This is a genomic window from Paenibacillus sp. Aloe-11 (genome assembly GCF_000245715.1).
In the GTDB taxonomy this organism is placed as follows: Bacteria; Bacillota; Bacilli; order Paenibacillales; family Paenibacillaceae; genus Paenibacillus; species Paenibacillus kribbensis.
The window spans coordinates 43,952-58,224 of sequence record NZ_JH601064.1 but is presented as its reverse complement, the minus strand read 5'-3'; the positions used below and the strand labels follow the sequence as shown (position 1 = coordinate 58,224).

At 44.3% G+C, this 14,273-nt stretch carries 15 protein-coding genes and 11 tRNA genes; 25 read left to right on the top strand and 1 reads right to left on the bottom strand.

Features of this window, described 5'->3' with window-relative positions; genetic code table 11:
* Window positions 1–50: 50 nt before the first annotated feature.
* The 15 genes from WG8_RS20220 (at window position 51) to WG8_RS20150 (ending at window position 5,138) form a co-directional block, all read left to right on the top strand.
* Window positions 51–126, top strand: a tRNA-Val gene (locus tag WG8_RS20220).
* A 26-nt stretch (window positions 127–152) separates the two neighbouring features.
* Window positions 153–226 (top strand) — tRNA-Met (locus tag WG8_RS20215).
* A gap of 17 nt (window positions 227–243) precedes the next feature.
* Window positions 244–320: transfer RNA gene (locus tag WG8_RS20210), tRNA-Asp, on the top strand.
* Between the two features lie 38 nt (window positions 321–358).
* Window positions 359–431 (top strand) — tRNA-Phe (locus tag WG8_RS20205).
* 9 nt (window positions 432–440) lie between these two features.
* Window positions 441–526, top strand: a tRNA-Tyr gene (locus tag WG8_RS20200).
* Window positions 527–533: 7 nt separating this feature from the next.
* Window positions 534–607, top strand: a tRNA-Trp gene (locus tag WG8_RS20195).
* 17 nt (window positions 608–624) lie between these two features.
* Window positions 625–697: transfer RNA gene (locus WG8_RS20190), tRNA-His, on the top strand.
* 9 nt (window positions 698–706) lie between these two features.
* A tRNA-Gln gene (locus tag WG8_RS20185) sits at window positions 707–781 on the top strand.
* A 7-nt stretch (window positions 782–788) separates the two neighbouring features.
* Window positions 789–860 (top strand) — tRNA-Gly (locus WG8_RS20180).
* Window positions 861–872: 12 nt separating this feature from the next.
* Window positions 873–947, top strand: a tRNA-Cys gene (locus tag WG8_RS20175).
* Window positions 948–959: 12 nt separating this feature from the next.
* Window positions 960–1,038, top strand: a tRNA-Leu gene (locus WG8_RS20170).
* Between the two features lie 616 nt (window positions 1,039–1,654).
* Complete coding sequence (locus tag WG8_RS20165; protein WP_157136347.1) at window positions 1,655–1,936, top strand: hypothetical protein; 282 nt, start codon at window positions 1,655–1,657, stop codon at window positions 1,934–1,936.
* A gap of 347 nt (window positions 1,937–2,283) precedes the next feature.
* A complete protein-coding gene (locus WG8_RS20160) occupies window positions 2,284–3,333 on the top strand; it encodes a FecCD family ABC transporter permease (RefSeq protein WP_442950080.1) in 1,050 nt (349 codons plus the stop codon).
* Between the two features lie 4 nt (window positions 3,334–3,337).
* Complete coding sequence (locus WG8_RS20155) at window positions 3,338–4,099, top strand: ABC transporter ATP-binding protein (protein WP_007432088.1); 762 nt, start codon at window positions 3,338–3,340, stop codon at window positions 4,097–4,099.
* A gap of 13 nt (window positions 4,100–4,112) precedes the next feature.
* The gene (locus WG8_RS20150) at window positions 4,113–5,138 is read left to right on the top strand and encodes an ABC transporter substrate-binding protein (protein ID WP_043891288.1); all 1,026 of its coding nucleotides are present in this window, start codon (window positions 4,113–4,115) and stop codon (window positions 5,136–5,138) included.
* Between the two features lie 206 nt (window positions 5,139–5,344).
* Here the strand turns inward: WG8_RS20150 and WG8_RS20145 are convergent, their stop codons facing one another.
* Window positions 5,345–6,055 (bottom strand): class I SAM-dependent methyltransferase, encoded by a 711-nt coding sequence (locus tag WG8_RS20145; RefSeq protein ID WP_007432086.1) that lies wholly within the window; start codon window positions 6,053–6,055, stop codon window positions 5,345–5,347.
* A 195-nt stretch (window positions 6,056–6,250) separates the two neighbouring features.
* Between WG8_RS20145 and WG8_RS20140 the strand changes: the two genes are divergently transcribed.
* The 10 genes from WG8_RS20140 to WG8_RS20095 all read left to right on the top strand — a co-directional run bounded on the left by WG8_RS20140 (window position 6,251) and on the right by WG8_RS20095 (window position 14,177).
* The gene (locus WG8_RS20140) at window positions 6,251–7,030 is read left to right on the top strand and encodes an SAM-dependent methyltransferase (protein ID WP_007432085.1); all 780 of its coding nucleotides are present in this window, start codon (window positions 6,251–6,253) and stop codon (window positions 7,028–7,030) included.
* Between the two features lie 4 nt (window positions 7,031–7,034).
* Window positions 7,035–7,763, top strand: coding sequence for an ABC transporter ATP-binding protein (locus tag WG8_RS20135; protein WP_043891283.1), 729 nt, complete (start codon window positions 7,035–7,037; stop codon window positions 7,761–7,763).
* Between the two features lie 12 nt (window positions 7,764–7,775).
* Window positions 7,776–8,843, top strand: a complete 1,068-nt coding sequence (locus tag WG8_RS20130) for an ABC transporter substrate-binding protein (protein ID WP_007432083.1) — start codon at window positions 7,776–7,778, stop codon at window positions 8,841–8,843.
* Complete coding sequence (locus WG8_RS20125) at window positions 8,818–9,588, top strand: ABC transporter permease (protein ID WP_007432082.1); 771 nt, start codon at window positions 8,818–8,820, stop codon at window positions 9,586–9,588. Before WG8_RS20130 ends, WG8_RS20125 begins: the two co-directional genes overlap by 26 nt.
* Window positions 9,589–9,852: 264 nt before the next feature.
* Window positions 9,853–10,404: a TetR/AcrR family transcriptional regulator gene (locus WG8_RS20120; RefSeq protein WP_007432081.1), complete on the top strand. Its 552-nt coding sequence runs from the start codon at window positions 9,853–9,855 to the stop codon at window positions 10,402–10,404.
* Window positions 10,405–10,557: 153 nt separating this feature from the next.
* On the top strand, window positions 10,558–11,784 hold the full coding sequence (locus WG8_RS20115) for an MFS transporter (protein WP_007432080.1): 1,227 nt from the start codon (window positions 10,558–10,560) through the stop codon (window positions 11,782–11,784).
* A 127-nt stretch (window positions 11,785–11,911) separates the two neighbouring features.
* A complete protein-coding gene (locus WG8_RS20110; protein WP_007432079.1) occupies window positions 11,912–12,223 on the top strand; it encodes a LiaF transmembrane domain-containing protein in 312 nt (103 codons plus the stop codon).
* Window positions 12,224–12,311: 88 nt separating this feature from the next.
* Window positions 12,312–12,980: a PspA/IM30 family protein gene (locus WG8_RS20105; protein WP_007432078.1), complete on the top strand. Its 669-nt coding sequence runs from the start codon at window positions 12,312–12,314 to the stop codon at window positions 12,978–12,980.
* Window positions 12,981–12,987: 7 nt separating this feature from the next.
* Window positions 12,988–13,473: a PspC domain-containing protein gene (locus tag WG8_RS20100; protein ID WP_007432077.1), complete on the top strand. Its 486-nt coding sequence runs from the start codon at window positions 12,988–12,990 to the stop codon at window positions 13,471–13,473.
* Window positions 13,473–14,177, top strand: a complete 705-nt coding sequence (locus WG8_RS20095) for a PspA/IM30 family protein (RefSeq protein WP_007432076.1) — start codon at window positions 13,473–13,475, stop codon at window positions 14,175–14,177. Before WG8_RS20100 ends, WG8_RS20095 begins: the two co-directional genes overlap by 1 nt.
* The last annotated feature ends 96 nt before the right edge of the window (window positions 14,178–14,273 follow it).

Sequence of the window (14,273 nt, the reverse complement as noted above, 5' to 3'; positions counted from 1 at the left end):
CTTGAAATAAAAAGTTCATTATGGTATTATATGAGAAGTGTTCCAATTGTGGAGGCTTAGCTCAGCTGGGAGAGCATCTGCCTTACAAGCAGAGGGTCGGGGGTTCGATCCCCTCAGCCTCCACCATTTGAAAAATTAATATTTATTACTATCGCGGGGTGGAGCAGTTCGGTAGCTCGTCGGGCTCATAACCCGAAGGTCGCAGGGTCAAATCCTGCCCCCGCAACCCATTAACTTTATTATGGAACTGTGGTGTAGAGGTCTAACATGCCTGCCTGTCACGCAGGAGATCGCGGGTTCGAATCCCGTCAGTTCCGCCATTAGTAGTACATTGTTTTAAAGAAGAGCCTTATTATAAGGCTCGGTAGCTCAGTCGGTAGAGCAGAGGACTGAAAATCCTCGTGTCGGCGGTTCGATTCCGTCCCGAGCCACCTTAATATGGAGGATTAGCGAAGTGGCCAAACGCATCAGACTGTAAATCTGCTCCCTTACGGGTTCGGTGGTTCGAATCCATCATCCTCCACCAGTTTTATAGGGGCATAGTTTAAAGGTAGAACAACGGTCTCCAAAACCGTTGGTGTGGGTTCAATTCCTGCTGCCCCTGCCAAATATTCATTACTTGCGGCGGTCGTGGCGAAGTGGTTAACGCACCGGACTGTGACTCCGGCATTCGTGGGTTCAAGCCCCATCGGCCGCCCTTTAATTTTGGGGATTAGCCAAGCGGTAAGGCAACGGACTTTGACTCCGTCATGCATAGGTTCAAATCCTATATCCCCAGCCATTTTCATGCGGACGTGGCTCAGCGGTAGAGCATCGCCTTGCCAAGGCGAGGGTCGCGGGTTCGATTCCCGTCGTCCGCTTTGATATACTCTGGCGCCATAGCCAAGTGGTAAGGCAAAGCTCTGCAAAAGCTTTATTCCCCAGTTCAAATCTGGGTGGCGCCTCCATAATTTGAATATGCCGGCGTGGCGGAATGGCAGACGCGCTCGACTCAAAATCGAGTGGGAAACCGTGGAGGTTCGAGTCCTCTCGCCGGTATTAAAAACATAAGCAAAAGCTCATTAGAAATAACTTCTAATGAGCTTTTGCTTATGTTTTTATTATTTCATTCATTGTATTTGCTTAAAATACTTTGGAACTGTATTCTAATGAATCTCCTCTCAAATGGTATGTAATTATACATAGGTGGAGCATGTGCATAATAAGCAAAGACGCCATGCTTCAAAGGCATAATGAAAGTCGCTCTCTGGTGACGGGTAGCGGGCTCCCCGCCGATGTGTTGTCTAAAATGCGGGAATGTTCGTCTATATGCGCTGCTTACCTAACATCTTAACTCCCACTGAAATCCGGATAACATAGTTATCTGGATTTCTTTCTGCGAAATAGCTGAGCAAGTCCACGGAGTAAGCATTCTCAACTATATCCAATCGATTATCTTTTATATATTTTTTTAAAACGATATAGGTTTTATACATTGTCCCATAAGGTCCTCTATGGTTTATAACCGCATACAGACCCTTAGGTTTTGTCATTAATCTCTCAGCCTGAATTGGCGCTTTTAATTTGTTGGCGATATAGTTCGGGTAGAAATAACTTTCTTCGAATATACCATCAGCATCCCTTTGCTTCTCTCTTGGCTGGACCGTTGACCGGCTTGGTTTTACATCGATTGGATGTGATTCATATCAAGAGTGCCGCTTTGTTGATTGCCGCTTCGATTGAAGAAGTAGCCTACGAAATTGGGGGAGTGTCGGGAATCGCCATTATTGGAAGTATGTTGGCTCTTGTGTATACTCTGGCAATGAAAATTTCCGCGGGTCTTCAAGTTCCCGATCATGTAAGAGATAGCCTGGATGAAGCGCTTTTGACTGTAAAAGGTTTGCCTGCACAGGCGGCAGAAGTGCTTAAGACTGCTGGTCGTACCGCTTTTGATTAATCCTTTTATACAATCCTGGCGGGAACGATTTTGTTTGTGGTCATTGCGGCTGCTATCGTTGGACTCGTTGGTTCAAAATCTAAGAAAAGGGAAACTGCGAATCATTCTTAATATTTTTTTGTAAATCTGTAACATTTTTTATTATAGATGATATAGCCTTGGTCATAAGGGATTTCACGACCAGGGTTCTTTTGTTTGGAACACTTTCTATTTGAATTTGGACAGAACCGATTGAATTAAAGAAAATTATAACGTAGTATATATATGATACTGATAATCATTATCATATATATACTATATTTTACCAAGGGGGTGAATTCTTGAACAGCAAAGACACGAAAAGAGGGATGGGCAGTTTATACTATGCTATGATTCTTTTTTTAATATGCCTGATTCTAATATCTGCCGTCTATTCCGTATCGATCGGGCAAGTCCATATTCCGTTTGGACAAGCCATGGACATTATGGTTCATACATTGACAAATGGCCATTGGGGTTCACTGGATCATGTCGACAGCGAATCTTATTTAAATATTATTTTGCAAGTTAGAATGCCGCGCGTCATTTTCGCCCTTCTCATCGGAATGGGACTTTCCTTGTGCGGAACCATAATGCAGGCGGTAGTTCAAAATCCGCTCGCCGATCCATACATACTTGGTATTTCGTCGGGGGCTTCGCTGGGAGCAACCTTTGCCATTCTGGTCGGGTTTGGAAGCGGCGCTTTATTGTCCCAGTTTGGTGTGGCCTTCGGTGCGTTCGTTGGCGCCATGATCACTTCGGTTGCCGTGCTTGTGTTGTCCAGTATAGGGGGAAAGGCGACATCGGTGAAGCTGGTTTTATCAGGGGTAGTCATTGGCGCCTTGTGCAGCGCATTTTCGAGTTTGATCATCTATTTTGCCAACAATGCCGATGGGATCAAGACGGTGACGTTCTGGTCAATGGGTAGTCTGGCTTCGTCAAGCTGGGAGAAAGTGCCGATTTTGGCGGTCGTAGTTTTGCTTGGCTGTATCTTGTTTCTTTTTCAACATCGGGTATTGAATACGATGCTGCTAGGTGATGAGCCTGCTATTACGCTTGGCATTAATCTGAGTGCTTATCGCAAGTTTTACATGATTGCTACGGCCCTCATTACAGGAACCATGGTTGCTTACGCCGGAATGATAGGTTTTGTAGGCCTTATCGTCCCGCATATATCCAGAGGCATATTCAGCGCCGATCATAGGCGGTTGATGTTGGGAACACTCCTGTCAGGAGGACTGTTTCTAATATGGTCCGATATTTTATCGAGAACGCTCATTCATAATGTCGAATTGCCCATCGGAATCATTACTTCTGTTATTGGTTCCCCATTATTTATCTATATGATTGTAAAAAAAGGGTACAATTTCGGAGGGTAGCAGCATGGAATTAACCGCGGAACAAATGGAAATCAGGATTGGCAAAAAAGAAATCATTAAAAATGTCTCCATAAGAGTGAAAAACCAACAGTTCGTGGGCCTGATAGGGCCGAATGGCTGTGGGAAATCAACGCTGTTAAAAAGTATTTATAAAAGCTTAGTGCCCCAGAAAGGCACCGTTTTTTTAGATGATATGGATGTACTCAAAACCTCCGAAAAAAAAGTATCCCAGCAAATGGGGGTGGTCAGCCAATTTAATGAAATGCATTTCGATCTAACCGTTCAGCAAATGGTAATGCTGGGGCGGACGCCACATAAAAAAATGCTGGAATCCGATAAACAAGCGGATTATGACATTGTAGAGGAAGCATTAACTAGAACGAATTTGCTCGAATACAGGAATCGCAGTTTTTTATCGCTGTCCGGCGGTGAAAAGCAGCGGGTTATTTTAGCAAGGACAATTGCACAACAGCCCGGGTTTATGATTTTGGATGAACCAACGAACCATTTGGACATTCGCTATCAGCTTGAAATTTTATCCTGCGTGAAAGAGTTGAACATAGGTGTACTTGCAGCTCTTCATGATTTGGAAATGGCGGCCCATTATTGCGATTATCTTTATGCGATAAAAAATGGCGAGGTTTACACGCACGGTACGCCTGAAGAGGTTCTGACGCCGGAAACTATCGAGTTGCTGTATCAAGTAAAGTGTCAGACTTATATTAACCCTGTGACCAAAGGGTTGGGGTTTGCTTATGGAATATAATGGGGGGAAGATTGTGAAAAAGAATGTGTTGTTGGGGATTACATTAACCTTTATGTTGATATTGAGTGCTTGCGGTAGTGCGGAGAAAAGCGGATCAGACAAGCCACAAGGCACAGCCGAGGGCCAGTATCCTGTTACCATCCAGAACTATGCGAAGGCGGAAGGCGGTACAACGTGGGAGAAGAAAGACCAGGTTTTCGACAAAGCACCTGAACGAATTATGGCTAACACCAGACCGGCCGCAGAATTGTTGCTGCATTTGGGACTGGCTGACAAAATTGTCGGAGTGGGCGCAAACTTCGGCGCACCGGACAAATCGGTGGAGGCTCAATACGCTAAATTGAATATACTGAGCGATAGCTATGTCGGCAAAGAAGTGACCTTGGGAACCAGCCCTGACCTGGTATTTGGCCGGGGCGGTTTGTTTGATAATGCCGATTGGGGAGTCGGAACTGTCGATACGCTTAACGGCATGGGAGTCAAAACCTATGTCCTTGAATCCTCCGTTACTGGGGGGAAGTATGAATCCATCTATAAAGACATTGAGAATGTAGGCAAAATTTTCAATGTGAAGGAGCAGGCAGACAGCTTTATTAAGGAATTAAAGGGGAGACAAGAAGCTATCACTTCTAAACTAACCACCATCAAAGAGGATAAAACATTTGCTTATTTGCATATGAGTGACCCGAAAGAAGTCAATGTTTTTGCCGCGGGTGATGAGACATTCTTTAATGACTCGATGAAAATGGTCAAGCTGAATAATATTTTTGAGGGTGAGACGGGACAGGTCAGTTTAGAAACCTTGATTAACGCCGATCCGGATGTCTTAATTATTCCAGATTGGTCGAATAACGGTGGCGCTACTCCTGATGCGATTAAGCAGGCGCTTTATGCCAACTCCAAACTGTCGAGTATGAAGGCGATCAAAAACAAACAGATTTATGCTGTCGATTACAATTATATGTTTGGGTATGGCTATAACACCATAGACGGAATGGAGATTCTAGCGAAAGAAATGTATCCGGATTTATTTAAATAGGATAGTGAGAACTAAATTAATTAAGTAGAGTAATTAAGTAGACTAACTAGCATGTATGATTCACAAACGAGTGGGAAACTGTAGAGGTTCGAGTTCTCTCGCTGGCATACCAAAAATAGGTTTGAAAAATTGTATTAAACAATTTTTACAAACCTGTTTTTGATTTCAAGCAGCTGTTCTGATTTTTGTGTTGAGTATTACGTCACCTATTTGGATGCGATAATAACGAGCGCTGGTGATTCTATGCTATAGGGAGACTTGCCGTAATTACCATATACTGATATAGAATGAAATCCACAATTCAGGAGCTCGTTCTGAAGCTGAGTTTTTGTAACAGGATAAAGAAGGATCGTATTTGTATGAGTATCTGAGTGATCTTCCAGAATTGTAGTAAACCTGATTTTATGATCTAAAGGCTCATACTTACGAGTAAATGTAAACGTGTCTTTTTGTATCAGCGGGAAGGAATATTTTTGGTGACGTAATACATTCTCGAAATTTACAGTTTGAATGACCAGCTTACCCTGTTCATTCAGCATGTCATATGCAGCTTGAAGAAATGTACATATTTCATTGAAATTGTCCAGATGGGCAAGAGTGTTGCCGATACAATAAATACCATCAAACGTTTCATTTAACTGGGGTATTTGCTGCATGCTGTTTGGCATCACTTTTATATGAAGTTGGTCACGGTTTGCTTTTTCCTTAATTTTAACGGTCATGCTTTGTTCGGGTTCAGCTGCAGTAAGGATATAGCCAGCCTTTGTCAAAGCAATCGCAGTGTTGCCCGTTCCTGCGCCCACGTCAAGCAGAGTGGAGGCGGCTGGGAAGCAGGAGGATAGAAAGCTGATTTGCTTGTCATTTGCAGGAAATATTTCATCATAATAGGGGGTTAATACTTGATAGAATTTCGTCATATTGTTCGCTCCTCAATTACTGTATTGTTAGAGATATGGTGTCCAACATAAAGGTGTTTAACTGATTTAATAGAAATATACTCTTTTTTTTTACGAACCTAGTGATTCCAATCACAATCATGTTAATAGTGAGACCTTATACTGCGAATATGATAATGATAATTATTATCAATTAAATAAAAGAGGTGCCCATACATGAATAAAACTGCCAATGAAAAGTCCGCCCATCTATTTCTAGCCTCCCTGGGTAAAACCAGATTGCGTCCAGGAGGTAAGGCTGCAACGGAAAGAATACTGGAGGCGTGTCAAATCACCCCTGATACAAAGCTGCTTGAGGTAGCTCCCAATATGGGGACGACAGCTATTCATATTGCCAAAACCTACGGTTGTAATGTAACCGGAATCGATCTTCACGAACCGAGTGTGCTGAAGGCCCGGGAAAACATCAAAACCCATGGTTTGGAAAACTCCATTCATATTGAGTTTGGAAATGCTCTCTCCCTCCCGTTTGCGGATGAATCATTTGATGTTGTTGTTAATGAAGCCATGTTGTCGATGCTCCCTCTGGAGCAGAAGCGCCAAGCCCTCAAAGAATTTATGAGAGTTCTGAAACCCGGGGGACGACTGGCAACCCATGATTTGCTGGTGCGGCTTGACCCGGAGAAGGAGGAAAACCGTTCGCGGCTGAACGATCTCCGGAAGGTACTTTATGTCAACGCTCAGCCCATGATGGAGTCAGCCTGGAGTGCACTGTTTAACGAGACTGGATTCAGCAAAATTGACGTTAATACGGGAAGCATGACGCTGCTGTCTCTAAAGGGACTTATTGTAGATGAAGGGTGGGAGGGAACCATTAACCTTCTAAATAATGCCTGCCAGGATCAAAACAGCAAGCAATATTTATTCAGATTGATCAGCACATTCGACGACAATACTGACTTATACGGTCATATTACTTTTGTTGCTACCAAGTAAACTTATGCAGCAAAAGGATATCAATGATAATCTACTGTTGGAATTTCATGCGATCAATAAGAAGTTTGGTGGAAAAACCGTTCTGAATGATTTTTCCTGCAAGTTATACAGAGGTGAAGTGATCGGCTTGTTTGGGCCTTCAGGCTGCGGTAAAACAACTCTGCTGAACCTGGCGGCCGGGTTGTCGGAACCTACTGCTGGCCACATTCGCAAGTATTCGGACAGCATCGCATATATTTTTCAGGAGCCTCGCCTTATTCCCTGGAAATCCGTTTTGGATAATGTTCAGTATGTAATGAAAAAGACAAATGGTGAAGCCATGGTGGAGAAGGCGATAGAGGCGCTCCAGAAGGTCGGTCTCGCACATGTTCAGGACAGCTATCCGCGACAATTGTCCGGAGGAATGAAGCAGCGCGTAGCCATTGCCAGAGCTCTGGCAACCGATCCACAAATTATATTAATGGATGAACCTTTCTCGGCGCTCGATGTTGCCATTAAACGGGAACTGCAAAAAGATATTACCACCTTAATGGAAGAACGGGAAATTGGAGTCATCTATGTATCACATGATCCGGAGGAAATTGCCAGACTGGCGGACTACATTCTCTGCTTTTCTCCCTCCTGTGCCACCTTTCTCCCAGGAGAAACTCTGGAGGTCCCACGGCCAGAACGGACAGAAAGCTACATTCAAGGGGTTAAACAACGGCTTCTTACCCATATTAGTCAAGTCTGACAGGAGGTAAATATGAGATATTCATTAAATATCAAACGTTTTGCCATATTTGTTCTTATAGCTGTGTATACCATGGTAACCTCCGGTTGCACTCAAGTTGCACAAGAGTCAGCGTCCAAGTCGCAATCGCAGTCAACTCAATCTTCTGCATCTACCCAAGCATCTGCGGAGGAGCCCGTGAAGTTAGATAAACTAACTATTCAGGCTCCCCTGGGGATATCTGTATCTTCACCTATGTATCATATTTTGGAACAGCACATGCTGGACCCATACGCGAACGAGGTAAAATACATACCATGGAAATCTCCTGATGAGCTGCGGGCAAGGTTAACCAGCGAACAAGCCGACATATCTGCGGTTCCCACGTATGTTGGAGCTAACTTGTACAACCGGGGGATGGATGTTAAGATGCTGAATGTGCTGATTTGGGGCATCCTTTATGTCGTCGGACCTGAAGGAGAAACAGTAGATTGGGAAAGTCTGCGTGGACAGACTGTATACGTTCCTATGAAAGGCGATATGCCGGATCTTGTATTCCGCTATTTATTACAAAAGAATTCTCTCGATCCCGCAAAAGATTTGAAGCTGGAGTATGTTAGTGCTTCGCAGGAACTGGTTGCACTGCTTGCTTCGGGTAAAGCAAAGTACGCTGTTATTCCGGAGCATCTGGCAACTATGGCTACGAAAAAGGTTAAGGGTACTTCCAAGGTTATGAATCTTCAGGAAGAATGGGCTAAGTCGACAGGACAGCCAGCGCGGATTCCACAGGCTGGTATTCTCATTTCAGGCAAGCTGGTTAGAGAGCATCCAGAGACTGTAGCCGCACTACAGCAAGCTTTTAAGGAATCCGTTAGTTATTTGAAGGACAATCCGCGGAAGGGCGCTGAGGAGATAGTCAAATATCAGGACGGTCTGACACCTGAATTAATAACCAGTCTGATACCGTCTCTAAATTTGCAGTTTTTGTCTGCTCAGGAGGCCAAGGCCGAGCTGGAATTCTTCTATAAGGAGCTGTCTGTGCTTTCGCCGGAAATTATCGGAGGGAAGTTGCCGGATGAAGACTTCTATTACAAGCCGTAATCGCCGCTTTTGGATTCAGTGCGTAAGCATATCTTTACTGATACTGCTCTGGCAGCTTCTCTCTCTGTCGCTGCCAGAGATTATATTTGCCTCACCGCTAGAGACGCTGCGAGCAATCGCTGATATTGTGCTCAGCGGGGAGTTTAGTGCACAGCTACTCATATCCGGGTCGCGAATGCTTGCTGCTTTGTCGCTTGGCGCAGGTTTTGGCATCATCTGTGGAGTAGTGGCTGGCGTAATCCCCACATTATATGAAGCTATCCGCCCGGCGCTGTCACTGTTGATGGGGATTCCTCCGATTATTCTAGTAGTTCTAGCCATGGTCTGGTTTGGTACAGGATCTGCTGTACCGCTGTTTGTGGTAGCTTTGCTCATCTTTCCGGGTATGTATCTCAATACCGCTGACGGAATGCGTAGCATCGACCGTGGGCTGCTGGAAATGTCCCAGATTTACCGGGTCCCCTTTCTACGTATGTTTGCTTATATTATTATTCCCGGCCTTGCTGTTCCGATCTTCACAGGATTCACCCTGGCCGTAGGTTCGGCTGTACGAATTACAATTATGGCCGAATTGCTGGGAAGCGACAAGGGAATTGGTTACTCCCTCGCTTTGGCAAGAGTCAATATGGATACAGCAAAAGTATTTGCCTGGACTGCGGTGAGCATTATCCTGATAATCGTTATCGAGCATATGGTTTTACGCCCTTTGCGACAATATATCATGCGCTGGAATGCAGTAGAATAGACTCTGAATGAACAGCATAACGTGCCCGATAAACCACGAAAGGCTTTGGTTTCCCAAGGCTTTTCTTGGTTTTTAGATTCCTCTTCTTGGCCTTGCATTCCGCTACCGACTGGATAGCAGGTACGACTCCAATTGAGTGGGAACCTCTGAGGCTTGAATCCTCAACAAGGAGTGAATTTGACCAGGGCTTGATGTGTGTAGTAGAATGTTGGTACTGAAAAAACGTTTTTAGTTTTATTGAGTAGAAAGAAATGAGGGATGAAGATGAAGGAAAGGATTTTAGAAGCTTTTGTGGAGGAAGCGCATGAAAGTGGTTTGAAATTTACCATGGATGATCTTGCGAAAAGACTCGCTATTAGTAAGCGTACCTTATATGAGCATTTTTCGTCCAAAACACTCATTTTAGAAACGCTTATAGAGCGTACGAATGATGATATGATTCGAAAAACCAAGCAAATTATCGAAAACGATCAATTGTCTACATTAGAGAAGATTAAGCAGTCGATTAGGGTCATGCCGCAATATTATGAGTTTTATGACTTACGAATATTGGAACAAATGAAAAAATATTATCCTGAGCATTGGAAAAGTGTGCATGCCGATTTGAATGATTGGCCCCAGATCAGAACATTAATTCAGCAGGGCATCCGGGAAGGGATTATTGTAAATAAAAACGAGGCTCTTATCATGAGACTTATTATTGATTCGATAAATTTAACGCTCGATCAGCGCTTTTTTCTGGAGAACAGCGTGACGGTAGAAGATGCTACTTATTCTATTGCAGATATTTTGTTATTTGGGCTGGTTGAAAAATAGAAAATGGCCTCAACAACATGTTACATATGTGAAGGGGCCATTTTTTTTATAAGAAAACTAATAAAACAATTTAAGTTTTATTGTTCTAGAGATGCAGCAAACAAGTTTAAGAAATGATAAATAAAAGAGATATGGAAAAGGAAGGGTGGAAACATGTCTATACTGACACGGAACCGGGGAGCTATGCTTTTGTTGATGCTTAATATTTTTTTGGCATTCATGGGGATTGGCTTGGTTGTACCTGTTTTACCTAAGTTTATAAGTGAGTTAGGGATGAATGGCTCATCGATGGGGCTGATGGTTGCAGCTTTTGCACTGACACAGCTTTTATTATCACCCTTATCGGGAAAGTGGTCTGATCGTTATGGACGTAAAAAATTGATTGTCTTCGGCATGATCGTTTTTATGTTATCTGAGCTTGTTTTTGGACTTGCCAGTTCTGTTCCAATCTTGTTTGTTGCACGAATCATGGGCGGGGTAGGAGCAGCGCTTCTAACTCCTTCTATTATGGCTTATGTCGCTGATGTGACCTCATTCGAGGAAAGGGGAAAGGGAATGGGGATGATTAATGCAGCGATCAACACAGGCTTCATTATTGGACCAGGGATTGGCGGTTTGCTCGCCACATATGGAATACGTATTCCCTTTTTTGCAGCCGCAGGAGCCGCAGGGATAGCCGCTGTCTTGTCCTGGCTGGTGCTGCCGGAATCCTTAAGCAAAGAAAAGCAGCAATACAATAGAGAGCTTCCGCGTCAAAGGGAAAACCTTTTGCAGCAATTTGCCAAGTCCTATCGTTCTCCTTATTTTATGGGCTTGCTGATTGTATTTGTCGTTGCGTTTGGGCTGGCTAATTTTGAAACGGTATTTGGACTGTTTGTTGATCATAAATATGGTTTTACACCGATGGATATTGCGATCATTATAACGACTGGCTCCATTTTGGGCGCAGTTGTGCAAGCAACTATATTTGGCTGGATCATTAATCGGTTTGGCGAGAAAAAAGTAATTCACAGCTGTTTGGCTGTTGGGGGATTGTTTATTTTAATAACGCTGTTTGCTGAAAAGTACGCGATGATTATGTTGACGACCTTCATTATTTTTCTGGCTATGGATATTCTTCGTCCGGCAGTAAGCACTTCTTTGTCGCGACAGGCGGGGGATGAGCAAGGGTTTGTGGCAGGTATGAACTCCTCCTATACAAGTTTGGGGAATGTGATTGGGCCGTTGATTGCGGGGGTGCTGTTTGATGTTCATATCAATATGCCTTATATGGTTGCCGCGATAGCATTATTGCTGTGTCTCGTCCTTTCACTCCGCTCTAAGCAAGCGGGAGAGCTGCGCTCAACAACCCATGTAGCAGAACAGCGTAGAGGTGGATAGCCGCAGGTCTGTATATGTCCCCGACTAAGGTCTAGGTTCAAAAACCGTCTGGAGTCCGTTTTGACGAACGCTTGATCAGCGTACAATAAGGACATAAGCAAGACACAGTGAAAGGCGGTGAGAGATCATGAGAGTTAACAAAGGGAATGGCTTGGCTATTGTACTGATCGTGTTAGGTTCGATTTTGCTGCTTGGTAAGTTTACTCCGTTTTTCGGTTACTTTGTAGGACATCTGATTGGTTACTTGATTCCGATAGCCATGATTATGTTGGGTTACTACGGTGTGAAAAGAGGAAATGCACTCTTCGGCTGGATCGTGCTTGTGCTCGGGGTACTGATTTTACTGGGCAAACTATCCTGGCTCATTGGGCCGCTGCTGGCAATCGGGTTAATCATATTTGGTGTATCCATGCTGAGCGACCGCAGAAGACGCTACTAAGTTTGAGAGTTTGAGAAATGAAGAAGGTTATAGAAAACAAGCAGTATTAAAATTATGAAAATACGAAATGTGAAAGGAGCAGGCGCTAATGAGTGTTTTTCGAAGAATGCGTGATATTACAGTAGCAACCTTCAATGAGCATTTGGAACAAAGTCAAGATCCGGTGCAACTGATTGACCAGTTTCTATATAATACCCGCCAGGAAATCGCCGAAGCGGAAAAACTCCATCAGCAGTATGCAGTGCATACAAGACAGATGAAGCAGCAGCTGGATCATGCATTGTCCATGCAGGCCAAACGGGAGGAACAGGCGCTACTGGCTTTGAAAGCAGATGAAGAACACGTTGCAAAGCTGGCCCTTCAGGAAAAAATGCTGTATGCAGAAAAAGAAGAGCAGTATAGAGAGCTGTGGGAGCAGAGCCGTGAATCACTACGTGAATTGGAGCAACAGCTGGATACATTAAAGACAGAATACCAAACGGTACACAGCAAGCGTCAGTATTATGCCGCACGTGTACAAACATTGAGACTCCAGCAACAGATGAACGAACGGGCAGGTACATACGGCGGACGAAATGTTCCCCGAATGTTCAACCGCTTGGAAGACCGGGTAGCCGATATGGAAGCAGAAACGCAGAGTCTGCGTGATTTACGTCGGGGTGAGGAGCATGCAAGGGATGCTCACAGCGGTGGATCGCTGCTCGAACAAGAGTGGGCGAGACTGAAAAGCAAGCTGAACAACAGCGGGAAGGAGTAAGTTGATTATGACCCGAATTTACCGATCGAGCCGGGATAAAGTATTAACTGGGGTATGTGGCGGTCTTTCTGACGCAACAGGAATGGACTCAACTTGGATACGTATTCTGGTTGTGATCAGTTTCTTTATTACTGCAGGTACCACATTTATGATTTATGTGATTGCTGCGCTGGTGATCTCCAAGGAGCCAAGATCTCCTTTTGATGGAGGATTTGGTCCAGATAGCGGTCCCTACACCCAACAGGACCCACGCTATTATGGCGGTAATAGTACAAGATCGCAGTATGGACAGGGAACTGGTTACAATCAGGGCGGAGCATACGGCAATTCGAACCCGTTTGGTCCAGATGCCCGCCATTCATCCAAATTTAATACAGGCCACAATAGTGATCTGGATTCCATGATGGAAGATATCGAGAAAAAAGCAATGAAAAAGGAATTGGAAGAGTTACGTAAAAAAGTAGAGCAATTTGAGAAGGGAGAACGTAAATAATGGGAATCTTTAAAAGAATGAAGGATATGACAAGAGCATCGGTGAATGAAGTGCTGGATAAAGTGGAAGATCCGGTTATTATGCTAAATCAGTATTTGCGCGATATGGAGGCCGAAATTCACGAGGCTGAGGTAACGGTTGCCAAGCAAATGGCAAATGAACGTCGCATGAAACAGCGCCTGGAGGAAGCCGTGCGTGTATCCAATGAGCGTGAAAAGCAAGCCGAATCCGCATTGCGGAATGGTCAGGAAGAAGTAGCACGCAAGCTGCTGGGCGAGAAGATTTATTTTGTGCAAAAGCAGGATGAATATCGTGAGTTGCACACACAAGCTGAGCTTCAAGCCAAAGAATTGGTACAGCAGCTCCACGACATGAAGGATGAATTCTACAAAATGCGCAATAAGCGTAATGAGCTGGTATCCCGTGCCCAAATGGCGAAAGCCAAAAAGCAAATGTCGCAAATCAACAGCTTGCATACGATTGAAAGCGGATCTGCTTCGCTCGGCTTCCACCGCATGGAAGAAAAAATCATGCAAATGGAGGCAGAGGCTGACGTACTGCGTGCTCCTTACCGTCAAGCTCCGGGAGAAGCATATGTCAATCCGGCAGAGGCTGAAAAACAATTCAAAGTGGATGAGCAGCTTCAACAGTTGAAGTCCAAAATTCAGGCAGGTGCTAAACCTGTAGATATTAAGAAGGACTGACTACTCGGAAACAACACATTATGATATGCTGTATAGATGGACACTAGCCAATAACAGTGCTCAATCTGTACGGTTCGAGAAGCCATATGGCGGGAG